17 protein-coding genes and 1 pseudogene are annotated in these 19,548 nt (G+C 38.4%); 13 read left to right on the top strand and 5 right to left on the bottom strand.

Annotated elements, in window-relative coordinates; all coding sequences use genetic code 11:
* The first annotated feature begins 11 nt into the window (after positions 1-11).
* Positions 12-278, top strand: a complete 267-nt coding sequence (locus GY065_RS03770; RefSeq protein WP_025330386.1) for a chaperone modulator CbpM — start codon at positions 12-14, stop codon at positions 276-278.
* A 34-nt stretch (positions 279-312) separates the two neighbouring features.
* On the opposite strand, the gene mtgA is transcribed toward GY065_RS03770, so the two are convergent.
* Entirely contained in the window at positions 313-1,008 is a 696-nt protein-coding gene (gene mtgA, locus GY065_RS03765; RefSeq protein WP_174833120.1) for a monofunctional biosynthetic peptidoglycan transglycosylase, read from the bottom strand.
* On the bottom strand, positions 1,005-1,814 hold the full coding sequence (aroE, locus tag GY065_RS03760; protein ID WP_174833119.1) for a shikimate dehydrogenase: 810 nt from the start codon (positions 1,812-1,814) through the stop codon (positions 1,005-1,007). The genes mtgA and aroE overlap by 4 nt, the downstream gene beginning before the upstream one ends.
* A 461-nt stretch (positions 1,815-2,275) precedes the next feature.
* Here aroE and GY065_RS03755 point away from each other — a divergent pair, with 461 nt between their 5' ends.
* The 3 genes from GY065_RS03755 to glnA all read left to right on the top strand — a co-directional run bounded on the left by GY065_RS03755 (position 2,276) and on the right by glnA (position 6,803).
* Positions 2,276-3,748: an MFS transporter gene (locus tag GY065_RS03755; protein ID WP_174833118.1), complete on the top strand. Its 1,473-nt coding sequence runs from the start codon at positions 2,276-2,278 to the stop codon at positions 3,746-3,748.
* A 73-nt stretch (positions 3,749-3,821) separates the two neighbouring features.
* On the top strand, positions 3,822-4,952 hold the full coding sequence (locus tag GY065_RS03750) for a P1 family peptidase (RefSeq protein ID WP_198206653.1): 1,131 nt from the start codon (positions 3,822-3,824) through the stop codon (positions 4,950-4,952).
* 432 nt (positions 4,953-5,384) lie between these two features.
* Complete coding sequence (gene glnA, locus GY065_RS03745; protein WP_025330382.1) at positions 5,385-6,803, top strand: type I glutamate--ammonia ligase; 1,419 nt, start codon at positions 5,385-5,387, stop codon at positions 6,801-6,803.
* 401 nt (positions 6,804-7,204) lie between these two features.
* Here the strand turns inward: glnA and GY065_RS03740 are convergent, their stop codons facing one another.
* The gene (locus GY065_RS03740) at positions 7,205-7,975 is read right to left on the bottom strand and encodes an MBL fold metallo-hydrolase (protein ID WP_174833117.1); all 771 of its coding nucleotides are present in this window, start codon (positions 7,973-7,975) and stop codon (positions 7,205-7,207) included.
* Between the two features lie 330 nt (positions 7,976-8,305).
* Between GY065_RS03740 and ppx the strand changes: the two genes are divergently transcribed.
* From ppx to GY065_RS03720, 4 genes are all read left to right on the top strand, one after another.
* Positions 8,306-9,805 (top strand): exopolyphosphatase, encoded by a 1,500-nt coding sequence (gene ppx / locus GY065_RS03735; protein ID WP_174833116.1) that lies wholly within the window; start codon positions 8,306-8,308, stop codon positions 9,803-9,805.
* Between the two features lie 25 nt (positions 9,806-9,830).
* On the top strand, positions 9,831-10,907 hold the full coding sequence (gene corA / locus GY065_RS03730; RefSeq protein WP_084549883.1) for a magnesium/cobalt transporter CorA: 1,077 nt from the start codon (positions 9,831-9,833) through the stop codon (positions 10,905-10,907).
* 81 nt (positions 10,908-10,988) lie between these two features.
* On the top strand, positions 10,989-11,486 hold the full coding sequence (locus tag GY065_RS03725; RefSeq protein WP_025330379.1) for an acyl-CoA thioesterase: 498 nt from the start codon (positions 10,989-10,991) through the stop codon (positions 11,484-11,486).
* Between the two features lie 20 nt (positions 11,487-11,506).
* The gene (locus GY065_RS03720; RefSeq protein WP_084585089.1) at positions 11,507-12,130 is read left to right on the top strand and encodes a riboflavin synthase subunit alpha; all 624 of its coding nucleotides are present in this window, start codon (positions 11,507-11,509) and stop codon (positions 12,128-12,130) included.
* A 106-nt stretch (positions 12,131-12,236) separates the two neighbouring features.
* On the opposite strand, the gene GY065_RS03715 is transcribed toward GY065_RS03720, so the two are convergent.
* Positions 12,237-12,698, bottom strand: coding sequence for a hypothetical protein (locus GY065_RS03715; protein ID WP_174833115.1), 462 nt, complete (start codon positions 12,696-12,698; stop codon positions 12,237-12,239).
* A 1,938-nt stretch (positions 12,699-14,636) separates the two neighbouring features.
* Between GY065_RS03715 and ribBA the strand changes: the two are divergent.
* From ribBA to GY065_RS03690, 5 genes and pseudogenes are all read left to right on the top strand, one after another.
* A pseudogene (gene ribBA, locus GY065_RS03710) lies at positions 14,637-15,719 on the top strand (bifunctional 3,4-dihydroxy-2-butanone-4-phosphate synthase/GTP cyclohydrolase II); the annotation flags it as partial.
* A gap of 152 nt (positions 15,720-15,871) precedes the next feature.
* Positions 15,872-16,768 carry a DMT family transporter gene (locus GY065_RS03705; RefSeq protein ID WP_100116340.1) on the top strand — a complete coding sequence of 299 codons (897 nt, stop codon included), beginning with the start codon at positions 15,872-15,874 and terminating at the stop codon, positions 16,766-16,768.
* Positions 16,769-16,901: 133 nt separating this feature from the next.
* The gene (gene ribH, locus GY065_RS03700) at positions 16,902-17,354 is read left to right on the top strand and encodes a 6,7-dimethyl-8-ribityllumazine synthase (RefSeq protein ID WP_100116341.1); all 453 of its coding nucleotides are present in this window, start codon (positions 16,902-16,904) and stop codon (positions 17,352-17,354) included.
* A 34-nt stretch (positions 17,355-17,388) separates the two neighbouring features.
* Complete coding sequence (gene nusB, locus GY065_RS03695; RefSeq protein ID WP_084586444.1) at positions 17,389-17,805, top strand: transcription antitermination factor NusB; 417 nt, start codon at positions 17,389-17,391, stop codon at positions 17,803-17,805.
* Between the two features lie 234 nt (positions 17,806-18,039).
* Entirely contained in the window at positions 18,040-18,801 is a 762-nt protein-coding gene (locus GY065_RS03690) for an RDD family protein (protein WP_174833114.1), read from the top strand.
* Positions 18,802-18,887: 86 nt separating this feature from the next.
* Here GY065_RS03690 and GY065_RS03685 read toward each other — a convergent pair whose 3' ends face one another.
* Positions 18,888-19,511, bottom strand: a complete 624-nt coding sequence (locus tag GY065_RS03685; protein WP_174833113.1) for an RDD family protein — start codon at positions 19,509-19,511, stop codon at positions 18,888-18,890.
* Positions 19,512-19,548 lie beyond the last annotated feature (37 nt).

Genomic DNA, 19,548 nt, shown 5'->3' with positions numbered 1-19,548 from the left:
AGGAGCGAAGAATGAATAAAAATCAACAAGATATTGAATTAAGCTTTGATGATCTGGTTCGTGCCTGTGACAATCAGAGTAACTGGATATTAAGCCTGATTGCTGAAAGCGTTATTCCTGTTGCACAGGAACCGCAATTGGCGCGCTATAGTGGCTATCATATGGCTATTGCCCGCCGTGCATGGCGTATTCATCGTGATTTTGATGCCAGCGCGAGTGCCACTGCACTGATTCTGCAATTACTGGATGAAGTAGAAGATTTACGCCGACGCGGTTAATCCGGAGTGACTAATTAACCAATACTCTTTGCAGTTACTGGTCATTATCCGGCAATTGTGCAGAACCCATTCGCCGTAAAATTACATTGGCTTTACGGCGAATTTCTTTATCTCGCGGATGATCAATGTAATAAAGCGGCCTGGGTACACGCGCAGCGAGTTTGGCTGCCTGTTGCGGAGACAACTGCATGGCGGTTCGTCCATAAATCGTTTCACTGGCCGCTTCGGCACCGTATACCCCATATCCCCACTCAATAACATTCAGATATAGTGCAAAAATCCGGTCTTTATTGGTTGTAGCTTCAAGCAGCGAAGTAATCACTGCTTCTTCTGCTTTACGCCAGTAACTGCGACTTTCAGATAAAAACAGATTTTTAGCCAGCTGCTGGCTGATGGTTGACCCGCCAGCCTTAATATTACCCTGACGTTCATTTTTTTTAATTGCCGTACGGATACCATTCCAGTCAAAACCATCATGTTCGGCAAAACGCGCATCTTCTGAAGCAATTAGCGCTTTTTTCAGATTTGGCGAAATACGGTTGTAAGCTACCCACTGATAATTCAACTGCGTATCCGGACGGGTTTCAACCAGCTCATGCATACGTAACAACATAAACATGGTGCGGTGCGGTGCCACTGTCCGATAGATTAACAGACTGCCATAAATATAAACATTAAACAGCAAAAACAGCGTAACGAGTACAATTAACAAATTACGCACGATTTTCATGACCGTTCCATTTCTTTACGTATCTGCTCGGTTACCGGCCGGATATCAGGATTAAAACCATGCCACAATGCATATGAGGCTGCTGCCTGCGCTACCAGCATACCAAGACCATCAGCCAGATGCCGGCACCCTGCTTCATGAGCCTGAAGCAAAAAAGGGGTTAGTTTTGCCGAATACATCATATCGTAAACCAGTTGCGCTCTGGCCAGTACTGGCGCAGACACAGGTAATTTCTGCCCGTGTAAACTACCTGAGGTAGCATTGATAATGACATCATATTCCGGTTTTATCTGCGTTACCGCACACCACTTTACATTATGCTCCTGAGCAAGCAGCTGCGCTTTTTCTGCTGAGCGGTTAGCAATGGTCAGTGAAGCCGGCAGTTGCTGTAAAAGTGGCTGAATGACACCACACGCTGCTCCACCCGCTCCTAGCAGTAATATATGTTTATTACTCAGAGAAAAAGACAATAATTCTTCAATTGCCCGCACCAGACCAATACCGTCAGTATTGTCTCCCAGCAACTGTCCGTTGCGCCAGAATAAGGTATTAACAGCTTTTGCTGCTTTAGCCCGTTCAGTCAGCACATCAGCCAGAATATAAGCCTCATACTTAAAAGGCACAGTAACATTAGCCCCGGTTCCACCAGCTTTAAAAAATTCTCTGGCTTGTGCAGCAAAATCATCTAAAGCAATCAGACGCCGCTCATAAATTAACTTTTGACCGTGCTGAGCAGCAAAAGCCTGATGAATTTGCGGAGAACGGCTATGCGCTACAGGATTACCCAATACTGCAAATATACTCATTGACTCCCCTCTGCTATGTAAATAACTGTTGCCATTATCCAGACTACACTGGTCAAAGACAAAACCCTATCATAAAACCATTAATTTTTCTTTCATGATAAGCAGACGCTGGCTTTGATACGCATGCATATCTGGCCGCTAAATAAACTTCTGCCTGAATAAAATTAATTTTTTAGCCTGAAAACCAGACAAATTAGCAACAATTGTAAAAATTTATTTTTATTTAACTTCAATTTACCGTATGATTTACCCACGCTTACTCTTTAATTTTCGGATTATCGATTAGCTGTAATAAAACCTGACTACATCCAGGTAAACACAAAACTACTTATCAATCAGCTGGCATTTAATCAATCAGCACGTTCAAAAAATAATTTGATATCAGGCCAGTATCTGAAGCAAAAATTTTTATGCAATGCATATTGCAATGCCAATTGATATAGTTTTTATCAGGATGAATCATGCATACTCGCCGGCCTGTCACTCTTCACACATTCAATAAATTACCCTTACACGTTAAACTGGGGTATGCCATCGGACAAATGGCTGATTCACTCGCCTATAATCTTTTTTATGTTTTTTATCTTTTTTTTCTGACAAACGTTGCCAGCATTCCTGCTGCTCAGGCAGGTACCATTGTTCTGATTGCTGTTATCTGGGATGCTGTAGCTGATCCGCTGGTCGGTCAGTTTTCAGATAATATCTGTTCACACTGGGGGCGGCGCAGACCATTAATGCTGGCAGCTATTCTGCCATATACCCTGCTATTGTTACTGCTCTATACTGATATTTCATCTCTCAGCACCAATCAGAAAACGGTTTATTTCACCATAATTGCCATTCTGTTCTGGTCTGCTTACAAAATTTACGTCATACCTTTCTACACTTTAGGTGCAGAAATGACCAATAACTTTGATGAACGTACTTCGCTTCGGGTATGGGCGGGTTATGCACTTAATGCAGCCGTTCTTGTATCTTCTTCCGCTCCGCCGCTGATTGTTAAATGGATTGTAGATCATGGATTCAATGTCAGCAGCGGCTGGCACGGCGTGAGTGTGATATTTGCTGTTCTGACTTTACTGAGCGGACTCACCTGCTGGTTTCTGACTCGTGGTTATGAACTGCCTGTCCGGCAAAAAACAAGCCGAATACACAGCAGAAACCGGCTTCTGGCTTTTATTCGCGAAGTTATCAGTAATATGATTGAAATCTGGCGTCTTTCATCAAGTAAATTTCTTGGCGCATCAGTTTTTTTCTGGTCGGCTGCTTACGCGCTCAGTACCGGAGCCTTATATTATTTATTCTTAAACAACATGGCATACAGCGAAAAAGATGCTGCGATCTGTTTTTTGATTTACAGCTTACTGGCTCTTGCCTGGCTTCCCGCTGTAAATTATACCGCGCAGAAATTTGATAAAAGAAATGTCTATTATCTGTCTATGCTCATCAGCTCAATAGGCACAGGCGTATTCTTTTTTTGCGGATTTCCTAACAGAACTATGCTGATAATTTTTTTAATTCTGCTGCAACTTGGTAATAGTTATTTTTGGACTATATATTATTCCATGATGTACGACATTAGTGAGCTGGATGATTTTATTAACAACAAACGAAGAGAAGGAGCAATTACAGCCCTAATGTCATTCTTACAAAAATTCGGTAGTGCACTGGCCATTTGGTTTATTGGTTTTTATCTGGAGAAACATGGATATATATCATCCACAGGTCAGGAAACCATTATTCAGCCACCACTGGCACAACAGGCTATTCTGGAATTAAACACATGGATTCATGCATTAGCCGGCATTATTGCTGCACTGTGTGCCATTGGTTATCCACTGACCCGCAGTCGTTACCAGGCATTACTTACCGCTCTTAAAGCAAAAAAAGAGCAGCAGCCGTACACCACCAGTAATTTCAAACAATTATTGTAAAAATGCTGCAAAAGCTGATATTTACAATATAATCAAGATAAACAACATGATACATGTAAAAAGGAGAAATATTATGACTAAGAAACGTGCACGGGAATTAGGAATTCCTCTAACCGGCACCACTGGCAAAAACAATGCGATAACCGATGTATGCGGCATTGAAGTTGGCTACAGTACCGTTATCTATGGTACACCGGATGAATATACAGGTCCGGGTTCAGCCTTTGCCCGTACTGGTGTAACCGCTATTTTGCCCAGAGGTAAACAACGTAGTGCTGTATTCGTCGGCAGGCATGATTTAAACGGCAATGGAGAATTAACCGGCACACACTGGCTGGATGATTCAGGTTTAATGCATGGTCCGGTACTCATTACCAATACTAACAGCGTAGGTATTGTTCGCGATACCACCAGCAAATGGATGATAGATAATCATTTTTATTTTCCATATGTTAACAATGGTCAGCCTGTTGACGGCGTAGGATATTTTTATCCGGTAGTGGGCGAAACATGGGACGGATTATTAAACGACATCAATGGTTTTCATATCAGGCCTGAACATGCACTTGAGGCTTTAAATAATGCACACGCAGGTGCCATTGCTGAAGGTAACGTCGGTGGTGGCACCGGCATGATCTGCCATGATTTCAAAGGTGGTACCGGCACCGCATCACGTATAGTAAGCACAGAAGCCGGTGAATTTACTCTGGGTGTACTGGTACAGGCCAACCATGGTATGCGCGATACTTTTCAAATTTGTGGTATTCCGCTGAAAGATGAATTTGGCCCTGAAACCATGCCAGTAATTAATACTTTTGCCCCCAAACCGGGAACAGGATCTATCATTGTGATTCTGGCTACCGACGCCCCGTTACTTCCCTGGCAACTGAGTAAACTCACCAAACGTGTCCCTATTGGCATCGGCTTACTTGGCGCTTATGGTGATAACGGTTCCGGCGACATTTTTCTGGCTTTCTCTACCGCTAATGAAAATGCTTACAGTCTGGGCATCAGCAAAATTGATATGCTGAGCGATGAAATTATTGATCCACTTTATATTGCCACAGTAGAAGCAGTTGAAGAAGCAGTATTAAATGCTTTATGTGCAGCTGAAACCATGGAAGGTCGTGACCACAATCTGGTTCAGGCACTACCACAGGATCAACTGTTAGCAATTTTGAAAAAATACGGAAAAATCAAATAAATAATTAATATTTATCAATTTCAGCCCGTTAATTATGAGTTAACAGATAACTTACGGGCTGAAACAAATCAATACGATTCGATTCAAATATCAGCATTCCGAATCAATTACATAAGAAAATTTGAAATAATGCCCTTTATTTACCGTTAATATTTTGCCTGATACATCAACCTGGCTCTTCTTTATTTCCTGACGGTATTTGATTTATTAAATTTTTCTGTATTGAATAACTAAATCTGATAGTTCACAAATTCTGATATAAACCAAAATAGATATATATAACAACATGTTTTTAAATAAATTAATTTAATCCATTATAAAAAACCGGCTTTTTTTACATCAATGCGTTTTTTTTACAAATTGAATGTGGCAGAATCACTTTAACTTGCCGGAGAGTTTGTCACTCTCCAGACCTTAATGGGAGCCTTAAATATGTCAATAAAAAAAGTAGTTAGCCTGATTGAAGAAAATGATGCCAAATTCATTGATTTGCGCTTTACCGATACAAAAGGCAAACAGCAGCACGTATCCGTGCCAGCCAGAATTGTGCTGGAAGACCCTGAAGAATGGTTTGAAAACGGTCAGGCTTTTGATGGATCTTCCATCGCCGGCTGGAAAGGAATTCAGGCTTCCGATATGACTCTGAGACCAGATGCATCGACAGCATTTATTGACCCTTTCTATGATGACACCACAGTTGTTTTAACCTGTGATGTTATCGATCCGGCCAATGGTCAGGGTTACGACCGTGATCCGCGCTCCATCGCAAAACGTGCCGAAGCTTATCTGAAATCAACCGGTATCGGTGATACTGCATTCTTTGGTCCGGAACCGGAATTTTTCGTGTTTGACGGCGTAGAATGGCAAACCGATATGAGCGGTACCCGTTATAAAATTCATTCTGAAGAAGCCGCATGGTCTAGCGGTAAATCATATGACGGTCAGAATACCGGACACCGCCCGGGCGTTAAAGGCGGCTATTTCCCTGTAGCACCTGTTGATTCCGGTCAGGATTTACGTTCTGCCTGCACCCAGACACTGGAAGCGATCGGCATTCCGGTAGAAGTACATCACCACGAAGTTGCCACTGCCGGTCAGATGGAAATCGGTACCCGTTTCAATACACTGGTACGCCGTGCTGACTGGACACAAGATATGAAATATGTCATCCAGAATGTAGCGCACAACTTTGGTAAAACTGCTACTTTCATGCCAAAACCTATTCTGGGTGATAATGGTTCCGGTATGCATGTACATCAGTCTATCTGGAAAGACGGACAAAATCTGTTTTCTGGTGACGGCTATGCCGGCTTGTCTGATCTGGCTTTGTACTACATCGGCGGTATCATTAAACATGCTAAAGCACTGAATGCGCTGACTAATCCGTCAACCAACTCTTACAAACGCCTGGTACCGCATTTTGAAGCCCCGACTAAACTGGCCTACTCTGCCAAAAACCGTTCAGCTTCTATCCGTATTCCGTACGTTGCCAGTGCAAAAGCCCGCCGTATCGAAGCTCGCTTCCCGGATCCAACCGCTAATCCTTATCTGGCTTTCACCGCTTTGTTAATGGCGGGACTGGACGGCATCCAGAATAAAATTCATCCGGGCGATCCTTCAGATAAAAATCTGTACGATTTACCACCGGAAGAAGATGCTCTGGTACCAACCGTATGTGCTTCTTTAGAAGAGGCACTGGAAGCACTGAAAGCAGACCATGAATTTTTAACCCGTGGCGGCGTATTCAGTCAGGACTGGATCGACAGCTATATTGAATTCAAGAGCGATGATGTAAAACGCATCCGTATGGCACCACATCCGCTTGAATTTGAAATGTATTACAGTCTGTAAAATATTAGTCTCAAGCTGATTCTCAGACCGCTTTATCTGTGGGATAAAGCGGTCTGAATTGTATCCGGATTTTAGCTGACTCAAGCTTTATACACTTCTGCAATCTGCCAGCATAATAGCAAATGTTAAGTCTTTAAGAATGAAAAAATTTTCATATTCAATTTTGCAAATATGATTAGTATACCCTTTGTACCATTTCTTGCCCATTTATTCTCTTTTGAGAGAGTAATACATCATGTCGTCATTTTCTATGACTTCACTAATACACCTATATCCTAGTGTTAAGCGATCTTCGCCAAAAAAGTGGGCAGATGTCTCTTCTATGATATTGGTCGACAAACAAGCCATCACATATTTAAAGTTTTTAACATAACAACACTATCATTAAGACAAAATATAGATTATATAAACTCTAATATATCACCAGTAGACATTTTTTTTGAATTTAATATTTTTTCTGCAATTTTACCTGTACAATGACATGTATAAAAATTAGTCGTATTTGTTTTTTTTAAAATTCTAAGCACGAATGGTAATTTTAATACCGAAAGCCCATTAAAATGTAATCCACCAACTATTGCATAAACTCTCTTATCCCCAGTTATTCTGATAGCTTTATTTATATGTTTCTTCAAACCAGCATGATTGCATCCGGTAATAATGACTAATCCCTTTTCTGAACAATAAACTAAACTAGAATCATCATTAATATAGTCTAACCTTATTTTATTATCAGTTTTAATAATTCCTGTGGGTAATTTGCATCCACCAACATCACCAAGAAATACCATTTTTTTTGTTAACCAAAGAGCTTCTGTTGTTAACTTTATATCAAATTTTGTTTTCAATTTTTCCAAAGATAACCTGCCATCCGATCGAGTTTTTAATGGATTGATGGCATATCTTTTTTCTAATGCATCAGGATGCGCTATCAGCGTTATTTTTTCTAATGCATCCTGATTTATATTTACATGTTTTATTCCACCAGAATGATCATAATGACCGTGCGATAAAACTATATAATTTATGTTATTTAGAGTTAAATTCTCACTCCATTCAGATCCACAATCCATTAGAATTTTTGTATTATCATCTTCAATATAAAAACTAACACCTTTATTGGGGCTTAATTTGAAGCCTCTAATATCATTAATTAATAATTTTATTTTCATATACTAGTCAAAACATGATTTTCCAAAAAAACTAACAAGCATGATAATTTGAAAATTATTATTGTCTGTATGATGGATCTCACTTATTTTAAACTAAACTGGTAAATGATGGTTATATTTGTTTGGACGTAAAGTGAAAAGTATTCAGCTCTGCCAAAATACTTAAGTACATTCAATCACAAATTTCCTCTTTTTATTTTTATCCAAAAATAAAATTCACTGTTACTTGTGTATCATTTTCGCCGGCAGCATTTGGTAAAACAGCCTTTCATGGCAGTTGTGGTAGGGATACGGTAACATTATGCCTATCTGAACTAAAAAATATTTATTATGACCACGCAAGACATGCTCGCTACTGTAGACCTAGGCTCTAACAGCTTTCGTCTCCAGATTTGCCACAATCAGAACGGCCATTTACAGGTTATTGATTCCATCAAAGAAATGGTAAGGCTGGCAGCAGGACTGGACGAACAAAAAAATCTTGATCAGGATTCTCAGCAACGCGCATTGGATTGTCTGGCCAGATTTGGAGAAAGGCTGCGTGGTTTCAATCCTGATCAGGTAAGAGTTGTTGCAACCAATACTTTTCGCGTTGCCAAAAATATCAGCCAATTTATACCGCTTGCCGAAGCCAGACTGGGTTTTCCGATTGATATTATTGCCGGACGCGAAGAAGCCAGACTGATATATACCGGTGTGGTTCATACCTTACCGCCTAAGGGTGAAAACATGCTGGTAATAGATATTGGTGGCGGCTCTACTGAATTTGTTATCGGACAGGATTTACAGCCTGCCATTACTGAAAGCCTGAATCTTGGCTGTGTTTCCTACAGTATGCGGTTCTTCCCGCGCGGTAAAATACACCATAAAAATTTTCAGGCCGCAGTCAACAATGCACGGGCAGAAATTCAGCGTATTTCCGTCGCACTCAAAAATATTGGCTGGCATCACGCTATTGGTACCTCCGGCTCTGCCCGCTCTATTCGCGATGTGATTGCAGCCGGTGACACAACCATCGATGCAATTACCGCAACACAAATGCACAAAATTGCCAATCATATTATTGCAGCCGGAAGCACCAAAAAAGCCAAACTGGAAGGCTTAAAATCAGACCGGACAGAGGTTTTTGCCGGCGGACTGGCTGTAATGATTGCCGCCTTTGCCGAACTGAATATCAGCGAAATGACAGTAACCGATGCCGCACTGCGGGATGGTGTGTTTTACGACATGATCGGACGACAACTTGGTGATGATATGCGCAACCAGACTATAGCTGATTTTCAGCAGCGATATCATGTTGACACCATCCAGGCAGAACGGGTAGCCGTGCTGGCTCAAATGATATTCAATCATCTGTCCGCCTCTGTCTCTCCTGATCATCCGGAACAATGGCAGCAATATGTACACTGGGCTGCGCTGGTACATGAAATTGGTCTGGATATTTCCCATACTGGTTTTCATAAGCATGCAGCCTATATTCTCGATCAGGCTGATATGCCCGGTTTTTCACGTAAAGAACAGCATATTCTGGCCACAATGGTATTAGGACAGCGCGGCGACCTACGGAAAATAGCCGAATTCAGTCAGCAGGAAATGCTCTGGCTGGGTATATTGTCACTACGGCTGGCTGCATTGTTCTGCCGTGCACGGCAAGACATTCAGATACCGGTGAATCATTGTGACATTCACTATGACCAACAGTTAAGGAAACTGACCATCAGCCTGGGTAAAGAATGGTTAAAACACAATCCGCTTACTGACAGTGTCTTATTGCAGGAATCTGTTTTATGGCAGAAAATTGGATTACAGTTAGAAATCAAAGCCATGTAAACCAGAAATCAGTCAAGGATGTCCCATGAGTACAACGCCGAATGTTTCCAGTAACAAACTGGCTCAGACCCATAATCTGCCTAGTCTGGTACATCGCAGCAATGTCAGCAACATGCCGGCACAATCCATGACTATTATCCGGATTAAAGAAAAGCAACTAATCAATCATAGCTTCACCGGCGATGATATATGCAGTAAAAACATACCGGCACCTGATACAGACTGTCTTACATGGATTCACCTGATTGGTATTACTGATAACGAACAGCTGCATCAGCTATTACAGCCTTTTAATATCCATGAACTGGCCATGGAAGACATGCTTAGTCGCAAGCAGCGTCCGAAAATTGAAGACTACGGACATTATCTGTTTGTAGCCGCAAGAGTTTTTGTTTATAAAAAACAAAAACTGCAATATAACCAGATTTATATCATCATTGGTCAGAATTATATTATTACTTTCCAGTTTGAACCGCTCGGATTACTGCATATTATCCGTAAATATATTCAGCATAATTACAGCGATATCTACCGCAAAGGAATTGATTTTCTGGCGTATTCATTGCTGGATCGTATCATTGATGATTATTTCGTTACTGTAGATGAATTCGATAATCGGGTTGAAGGTGTAGACAAACGCCTGTTTAGCAACAGTAATAAAAACTTACTGATTCTGATCCACCAGTTAAAACGTGATGCCAGTAATCTGCGCCGTACCCTTTCCCCTATCCGTGATATTGTCGGCCGAATTGTACACGGAGAATTTTCCATGTTCAGTCAGAACACCCATGTTTATTTACTTGACGTGTATGACCATACCCAGCAATTAATGGAAACGCTCGACAGTGCACGAGATACTGTAATGGGCATGATGGATGTGCATTTATCCTATCAGTCAAACCATCTGAATGAACAAATGCGCATGCTTACCGTTATCACTATCATCGTCATGCCACTGAATGTCCTTACCGGTATCTATGGGATGAATTTTGATAACATGCCTGAATTACACTGGCATTATAGTTATTTTGTGGTACTCGGTCTTATGGCGACTATAATTATTAGCTTATTAATTTATTTCTACAGACGGCGCTGGTTATAACTATCAATAGCTTCTATAATAACAATCAGTCTTCATAGAAAGACAATAATTAATACAGAAATACACATCAGAGGCTATTCCATGAAACCTACACCTTTACCACCGCAAGGTGCGCAGCATCAGCTTTCCATGTCTGTACTTATGACTCCAGCATTAGCAAATTTTCACGGAAATGTACATGGCGGAGATTTACTCAAGCTACTGGATCAGGTAGCCTATGCCTGTGCCAGTCGTTATTCTGGCGAATATGTAGTAACATTATCAGTTGATCAGGTAATATTCAAAGAACCAATTCACGTGGGCGAACTCGTTACTTTTTATGCGTCAGTTAACCATGTCGGCCGAACTTCTATGGAAGTTGGTATTCGCGTGGAAGCACAGGATATCCAGCATCGCAGTGCACGTCACACTAATAGTTGTTATTTCAGCATGGTTGCTGTAGACAAAAACGGCAAACCTACAGTTGTACCGCCGCTATGTATTGCCAGCGAAGAAGAGGCTCGCCGTTTTCAGGAAGGAGCCATTCGCAAAGAAGCCCGGTTAAAGGCTGCAAAAACCAGACATACACAATCTGCCTGATCTGTTTAAAGGGATTATAAATGTTTACAGGAATTGTCTGCGGTTTAGGTACCGTTACCTCTATTCAAGAGTATGAACAATTGCGCACAATACAGGTACGTCTCCCTGAGGGAGCCTGTGACAACCTGACTATCGGTGCTTCTATTGCCAATAATGGCTGCTGCCTGACCATTACAGCTATTAAAGGTGATGAAGTATGTTTTGATGTCATGGCGGAAAGTCTGGCCAAAACCAATTTAGGACAACTACAAGTAGGTGATGCGGTAAACATTGAGCGGGCTGCACGCTATGGGGATGAAATTGGCGGTCATATTATGAGTGGTCATATTTTTACTACGACCACCATTAGTAAAATTGAAGACACCCCTGATAATCGTACTGTCTGGTTTAATCTCCCTGAAAGTGCAGCCCCTTATATCCTTACTAAAGGTTTTATCGGGCTGAACGGTTGCAGCCTGACCATCGGCGAGGTAACCACTACTGAATTTAACGTTCATCTGATTCCCGAAACCATGAACCGGACTTTATTTGGAAGCTGTCAGGTAAATGATCGCATCAATCTCGAAGTGGATGCTCAGACACAGGCAATTGTTGATACCGCGCAGAAATATATGCAACAGTATATAAATAAAGTAAAAAATTAATTATAAATTTGCTTATATACAAAATATGTTATATAAATATACAGAAACTGATTACTATTTATCCAAATAAGTATTAATCAGTTTCAAAATATTCGGCTATAAATAATTATAAGTTATTAATTTTATCTTTAAACTGAGTCTTATCATAAATATTAAAGTACCAAAGTGACAGATATATAGATAATATTGTTGCAGGTAAAATCAATAATCCTATTCCTAGCAGGTCACTAAAACTCAAACACAATATAGTGTTAGGAAAACCACAGCAAAAGCCAATAAGCACCAATATTTTCAGAAAACGATTAGTAGAAATATCAAATATCCATCCGAACATCATAATTAATAATATTACTGTGGCTAGAAAAGCCATTACTCCCAATGTGAAATAAAAAACCTCACTACCGCTCATATTTTCCGGCATAGGCATAATATGCAATAAACGTAAAAACGGAAATGCTTCATTTTCACCTACAATACCTAGAAAGAAACATGGTAACCCTATAATCAGACACATGACAGAGATAATAAAACGACGTAGAAATGTAGCCATAGTATATTCTTTATCCATAATAGTTATCCTCTGTAATAATATTGATTTAAAATACAATATATTTATTAAATTTATTAAATTTATTAACTTATTTAACAAACTCAATACGAGCAGATGTGGCAATTAGTTTTAATTAATGAAATATTTCATGGCCAGTTATCCTACTGATATTTTATATTTTTTTAATAGATATTTTTTAAATATAAAAACTAAATCATACTATAACTTTATTGATGACATATTTTAGCTGATTACCTTTAATCTAATTCTCTTTGGCTTTGTTGTGGGCTGGTAATTTGCACCACCTTTCAAATACCAATAAGCTAGGTAATAAGTAAATATGTATAAAGGGAGGCAGAAAATACCTAGCAGAAATACCAAACTGAATAATAAATGAGGAATAGCACAACATGACGCGATGATGACAACTGTCTTAATCCAAATATTTGATTTACAGTTAAGAGCCCATCCTAAAATCATTAAAACAAGTATAGTAAGTATAAAGTAGACTGATAACAAAAGTAGAATTAAATCATTATTTTTGTTATCTTTATAAATTAATCCGATATACAACAATATTGGATATCCATAGCAAATTATAATTGCTAAAGAAGAACATAAACGCGAAAAAAATACTGTTGGAGTAAAAGAGCTCATTACTATTCCTATATTTTCATAAATAAACTTTTCTTTACATTTATAAACAAATTATAACTTTAATAATTTAGATTTTCAATATTATTTTTATTCTAAAAACTACAATTTAATTTTTTATTATTTCAGACAAATCTAGATTAATTTGTTTAAATACATACATATATTCAGACATCAATTGATATATAATATTATGTCTTCTAAGTTTAATTCATAAGGTATTTAAGGCAATACAATCCTATTCACATAAATTTATATCTGGAATAAAATTTTTAATAAAAAATTGAATTTAATAGCTAACAAATTTATCGAATACTTTATTTTTGTAATTATAAGATTTATTTATTCTGACTATATAAATAAGAAATGACTGGGACAATTACCATTGAGCTTGCAGATATAGCTTACGGCACGATGTGTACGGGAAGCAAATTTAAAAAATCTATACTATTAAAGTTCAGAAATAATATTGATATCGGATTAAATCAAATGAGCCAATTACTGGCTTCTATAGATATCTATCAGGTAAAATCTGGCTCGAATTTTCTTCCCGAAACTGTTTTCCATAAAGTGCAGCTGATTAAAAAAAATTCTTATCTATAAGGTATTTAATTAAAAGAATAGAAAATATAATTAAATATTATTTTATCTCGATGATAAAAGCTATTCCTCCAAGTCTGTATTTATCCACTCTTCTACAATCAACCTGTTTTCAAAACATCTTACTGAGATATTCCGCCATATGCTCATGCAATCAATAAGCAGAAACCTTTATAAACATCTTTTTATATACCGCGTAACATTATTTACCATACCATTCTGTCGTTACTTTCAAAAAATTTCCACTTTAATCTGAACATGCAGAATTAATTTATGAGTCTGCTTTATAGCAGATTGTACAATCTTATGACTGCCAGAATAATCTTTGTTGGTAAGTTGGCAAGTTTTGTGAGAAAAATTCACTAACTGACTGGAGCTTACCTTTTTCAAAAATTCAACTTGCCAGTACCTGAATAAATAAAGCAAGCGACTGACTCATCTTTTATTCATCAATAATGCCTGCGAGTAAAATTTTATTATCTCATTGCCTATTCTGTAACTTGAGTAAAAAATCATTATTATTTATATAATTTCCTGCCTGATTAATGATATTGCAGCTTAATCTGTTTATTTTAATTTTTTTATTCCGGTAATTTCGTAGCCGGCATTCGAATAACGCTAAGATAAAAGCGCACCAGTCCCGGTAATCCAGAGTAAAATAACCTTTATTTTATTAAGGGAGCGTTGTTTACTATCATGAGTATTGCCACCATTCCTGAAATTATTGCCGACATAAAAGCCGGTAAAATGGTTATTATTACTGATGCAGAAAACCGTGAAAACGAAGGTGATTTAATCATGGCTGCACAGTTTGTCACACCTGAAGCCATCAATTTCATGATTAAATATGCCCGGGGTCTGGTTTGCCTGCCTCTGGAAGAAGAAATAGTAGATCGCCTCCGCTTACCACTGATGACACAGAATAATGGCGCTCAGTATGGTACTAATTTTACGGTTTCCATAGAAGCAGCACATGGTATTACTACCGGTATTTCCGCAGCAGACCGTGCCCATACTGTACAGGCAGCAGTTTCCCCTACAGCCAAAGCAGAAGATATTGTCCAGCCGGGTCATATTTTTCCATTACGTGCACAAAAAGGCGGTGTTCTGGTTCGTACCGGACACACTGAGGCAAGCGTTGATTTAGCCAAACTGGCCGGCCTGATTCCGGCAGCCGTTATCTGTGAAATCATTAATGACGATGGCACTATGGCCCGTATGCCAGAGCTAATGGTTTTTGCTGAAAAACATGATATTAAAATTGGCACTATTGCTGATTTGATTGAATATCGCAGCCGTCACGAAAGTCTGATAGAAGAACTGGGAGTAAATACTATCCATACAACATGGGGAGATTTTACTCAGCATGTATATGTTGATCAATTATCCGGTGAAACCCATCTGGCACTGGTTAAAGGCGATCCGGAAACTGCCGGTGAAGTGCTGGTAAGAGTACATGAACCATTTAGCGCCATGGATTTTCTGCAACCGGATCAGTTGCATACATGGCCACTACCTGAAGCTATGGCACGTATACAGCAAGCTGATGCCGGTATAATTATACTGATGCACCGTACTGAAACCGGAGCCACTTTATTAGACCGCACCTTACCCAAAGGCACTCATCAGACCAGACAGTGGGATAGTAAAACTTATGGTATCGGTGCTCAGATACTGGCTGGTTTAAAAGTCAAACGCATGCGGGTAATGGGTAAGCCTTCTGCCTTTACCGGCCTGAATGGATTTGGTCTGGAAGTTACCGGGTTTGAAGAACCATCCCGATAATAATTCTTTACTAAACAAGTATATATTTTAGTAACACAATTAAATACAATACCCCACCTCAGGCTGTCTGAATTATCTGTTGCCATTGAACATCGGCATCGGGTATTTTCCGACAGCCTATTGTAATGGCTGTTATTTAAGGATGGTATCTAATGCAACTGACCCCGCAAAAATGGGCTGCTTCCGGTTTAACTTTCGGCTGCGTTGTTTTCGGACTCGGCAGCCTGATTGTTAAATTTGTATCTATTGGTTCTTATGCCATTGCATTATGGCGTGTATTCATTGGTGGTATCGTTTTTCTGATTTTAAGTCGCTATTTTGGTCAGAAACTGCCTGAAAGCAATAAAGCAAAACGGTTTTGTATGCTATCAGGTGTATTTTTAGGTTTTGATCTGGCATTCTGGCATGAAAGCATTCATGCAGTAGGTCCGGGAATTTCTACTCTGCTCAACAGTATGCAGATTTTTTTTCTGGCGGCAATTGCCTGGTTTTTCTTCGGCGAACGACAGAGCAAATTACAACTATTCAGCATGATATTGTCTGTAATCGGCATTTTACTGATCGCCCACCCTGAACTCAGACACAATTCACATGGTGGTTATGGTATTTTTATCGGTCTGATTTCCGGTGCAGCAATGGCTGCCTCTATGGCATGTATTCGTCAGGCACATCTGGCAGAGCCGGTTGCATTATTTCCGCTAATGCTGCTGGTCAGTGTCGGAGCAGTCGGTGCATTAATTGTGCCAAGTATTCTCATTGATTCAGGTCATTTCTGGCCTACTAACACAAAAGATATTCTTCTGATCATGATTTATGGTGTGGTCATGCAGTGTTTTGCCTGGGGGTTAATTGCTTATGCCGTACCGTTGCTGTCACTGACTTTAACCGGTTTATTATTATTAAGTGAACCTGTTGCTGCGATTCTGATCGATTTTTTCTTGCTGAATAAACCGATAAATACTGTGCAATGGACTGGTACGGCACTGACCTTACTGGCCATTTATCTGGGCTCACTTAAGCCCAGACACAAACAGAAAAAAACAGTTTAAACATTCCACCCTATTGGCAAATTCGGTAAAATCAGAATGCTAAGCATAAATACTTGTGTGTCTGTGATATAAGTATTTTATTCCGGACAATGCAATGGTGCTTGAGACGTAACAGATGAAAAAAGGAAACTGAATGAATACCATCACCCCGGAACATAACGGCTCTGGCCTGCGTATAGGCATTGTACAGGCACGCTTTACTAATCCTATCGGAGCAGAGCTGGTCAAAGCCTGTTGCAGCCGTTTAATTAAACTGGGGGTTAAAGAGAGCGATATAACTTTGGCTACTGTACCGGGTGCTTTAGAAGTACCTCTGGTATTAAAAAGCATGGCTGACAGCGGCAAATTTGATGCATTGGTGGCCATCGGAGTGGTTATCCGCGGTGAGACTTATCATTTTGAGCTGGTGTCCAACGAAGCCGCCGCAGGTGTATCCCGAGTTAGTCTGGATCACAATATACCCATTGCCAATGCTATACTGACTACCGAAAACGATGCTCAGGCACTGGCACGTATGCACAATAAAGGCAGTGAAGCGGCTATAGTGGCAGTAGAAATGGCCAATCTGCTTAAAATTCAATATTGATTATTTATTAAACAAGGACATTGTATACATGTCAATGATTACACCACGTCGTCGTGCCCGTCAGTTTGCTGTTCAGGCTTTATATCAGGCACAACTGAATAACGAAGAATCAGCTGCTATTATTGCGCAGAATATCCGTGATAATGAATATTTCGCCAAAGCTGATGAAGAATTGTTTACCCAGATATTTTTTGGTGCCTATAACAATCAGCGTGATTACATGAAACGGATCCGTCCTCTGCTGGACCGCCACGAAGATGAGCTTAATCCAGTTGAACGGGCTGTACTGCTGATGGCCTGCCATGAACTTTCTGCCATGCCGGAAACACCCCATCCAGTAATCATCAATGAAGCTATCGAAATTACTAAAACCTTTGGTGGTACCGATGGCTATAAATTCATTAATGGTATTCTGGATAAACTCTCGGCTGAATTGAGAACATCTGCATGATATAAAAACGGATTAGCTACATCATAAAACAGATATTTTATTTAAAAATATCTGTTTTATTTATAAAAAAAACATATTTACCAAATAAATCTAATGAAATATAAATAAATTCTGATATTATTATCAAATAATATTATGTAAATATATAATATTATTTTTTATAAAAATTAACTTAAACATTGCTGATTTATAAGCATATTGAATTTGATTTCACACTAAGAGATTTATAAATTTATGTCCTGTACTCAACAATCTTCAGCATTAAATGATAAACATAATTTCTTAATGACAGAAAAAGGCGGCCTGGTTGAACTGGCTCCGCCATGGAAAAGAGTTACAGCATATCTAATTAATTATGCAATTTATTATTTTATATTTTACATTTCTTTACATGTTTACAATTTTCAAACTGATTATGAATCGAATCATTCACAAAATATTATAAATCCTTTTGAATTATGGTTTTTTGCAAATTATAGAACTGATAAGCCAATAGAATCTATTTTTTCATTCTTATTTATGGATGATGAGTTTGAGGGAGGTGTACATCAACCATTACGAATATTCTTATATATCATATTACCTTTACTCATTTATGTTGTGTTTCAATTTATACAAATGAGTCTAACAGGTCAATCTGTTGGTAAGCGATTAATGAAAATCAAAGTTATTAAAAAGAATGGTAAGAAAGCTGGCTTTTTCAATGTAGTATTAGTCCGTGAAATTTTTTATACATTCATTACTCTTATCCTTTTTACAATGTTAATAATAATAATAGATGTGCCACCCAATCTAATGGATTTCGCTAAAAATGTTGGAGTTTACCAGAATTTTATTTATAAATTTTTAAATTATTTATATAGGATTTTATGCATATTCACTGAATTTTCAACTTTATTTCTTTTTATTTGTATAATTATGTTATTTATAAGAAAATCAAATTATCGTACACTGCAAGACTTTTTAGCTAATACAATCGTTGTAAAAATTAAATAACTAAGAAGCCTCAGGAAAAATTAAAATTTCTTGAGGCTGACTAAATTTAAAATTACTCAAATAATATTAATATATTTTTTATAAAGCTATTTTGAAATATTTTGTACTACTTTGGTTTTTGCAAGTTTATCCTGTAAAGTGATAGATAAAAATTTATCTGAAAGTAGTCGATATAGACACGTTAAATTGAATATATTTACCAAAAGAATGATAAATAATAACGGAAGTGTTGTTACTGATGACCATAGCTTAAGCAACGTCAGTAAGAAAAAATTCCAAAAATCCTCATTATGTAGATCTGGTAAATAAAAAATAGTTATTACAAGAAAAAATAAATATAAATAATAAATGATCTCCCTTTTTATTACATTAGTCCAAAAATCAGGCGAACTATTATCAAGGTGTATTACCCTGATACCCATTATTTTTTTACCTATAGACTGCCCTTGTGTCCGCATCCAGTAACACTGCCAGGCCGGAAGAATTATTAAAAATATAATACAAGCAAGAGTAATATAAAAAAAAATATTCGAATAAGCACGAATATGTAAAACAATATACATGACAATTGCAGGAGCGAGAAATAATTGTATATTGATCATACCTGCTATTATGCGTTGTAATGAAGTTGCAGCAACATAATCTTGTGTAGAAATATCATCTTTTTCATACAAACCTTGTATTTTTGTAAAATCCTGTATTTTACTCATGCTAACCTCAAATAAATTTATCTTGTTTAATATTAAT

Source organism: Snodgrassella sp. ESL0323, from assembly GCF_013346865.1.
In the GTDB taxonomy this organism is placed as follows: domain Bacteria; phylum Pseudomonadota; class Gammaproteobacteria; order Burkholderiales; family Neisseriaceae; genus Snodgrassella; species Snodgrassella alvi.
This window is presented reverse-complemented; position numbering and strand designations above follow the sequence as displayed.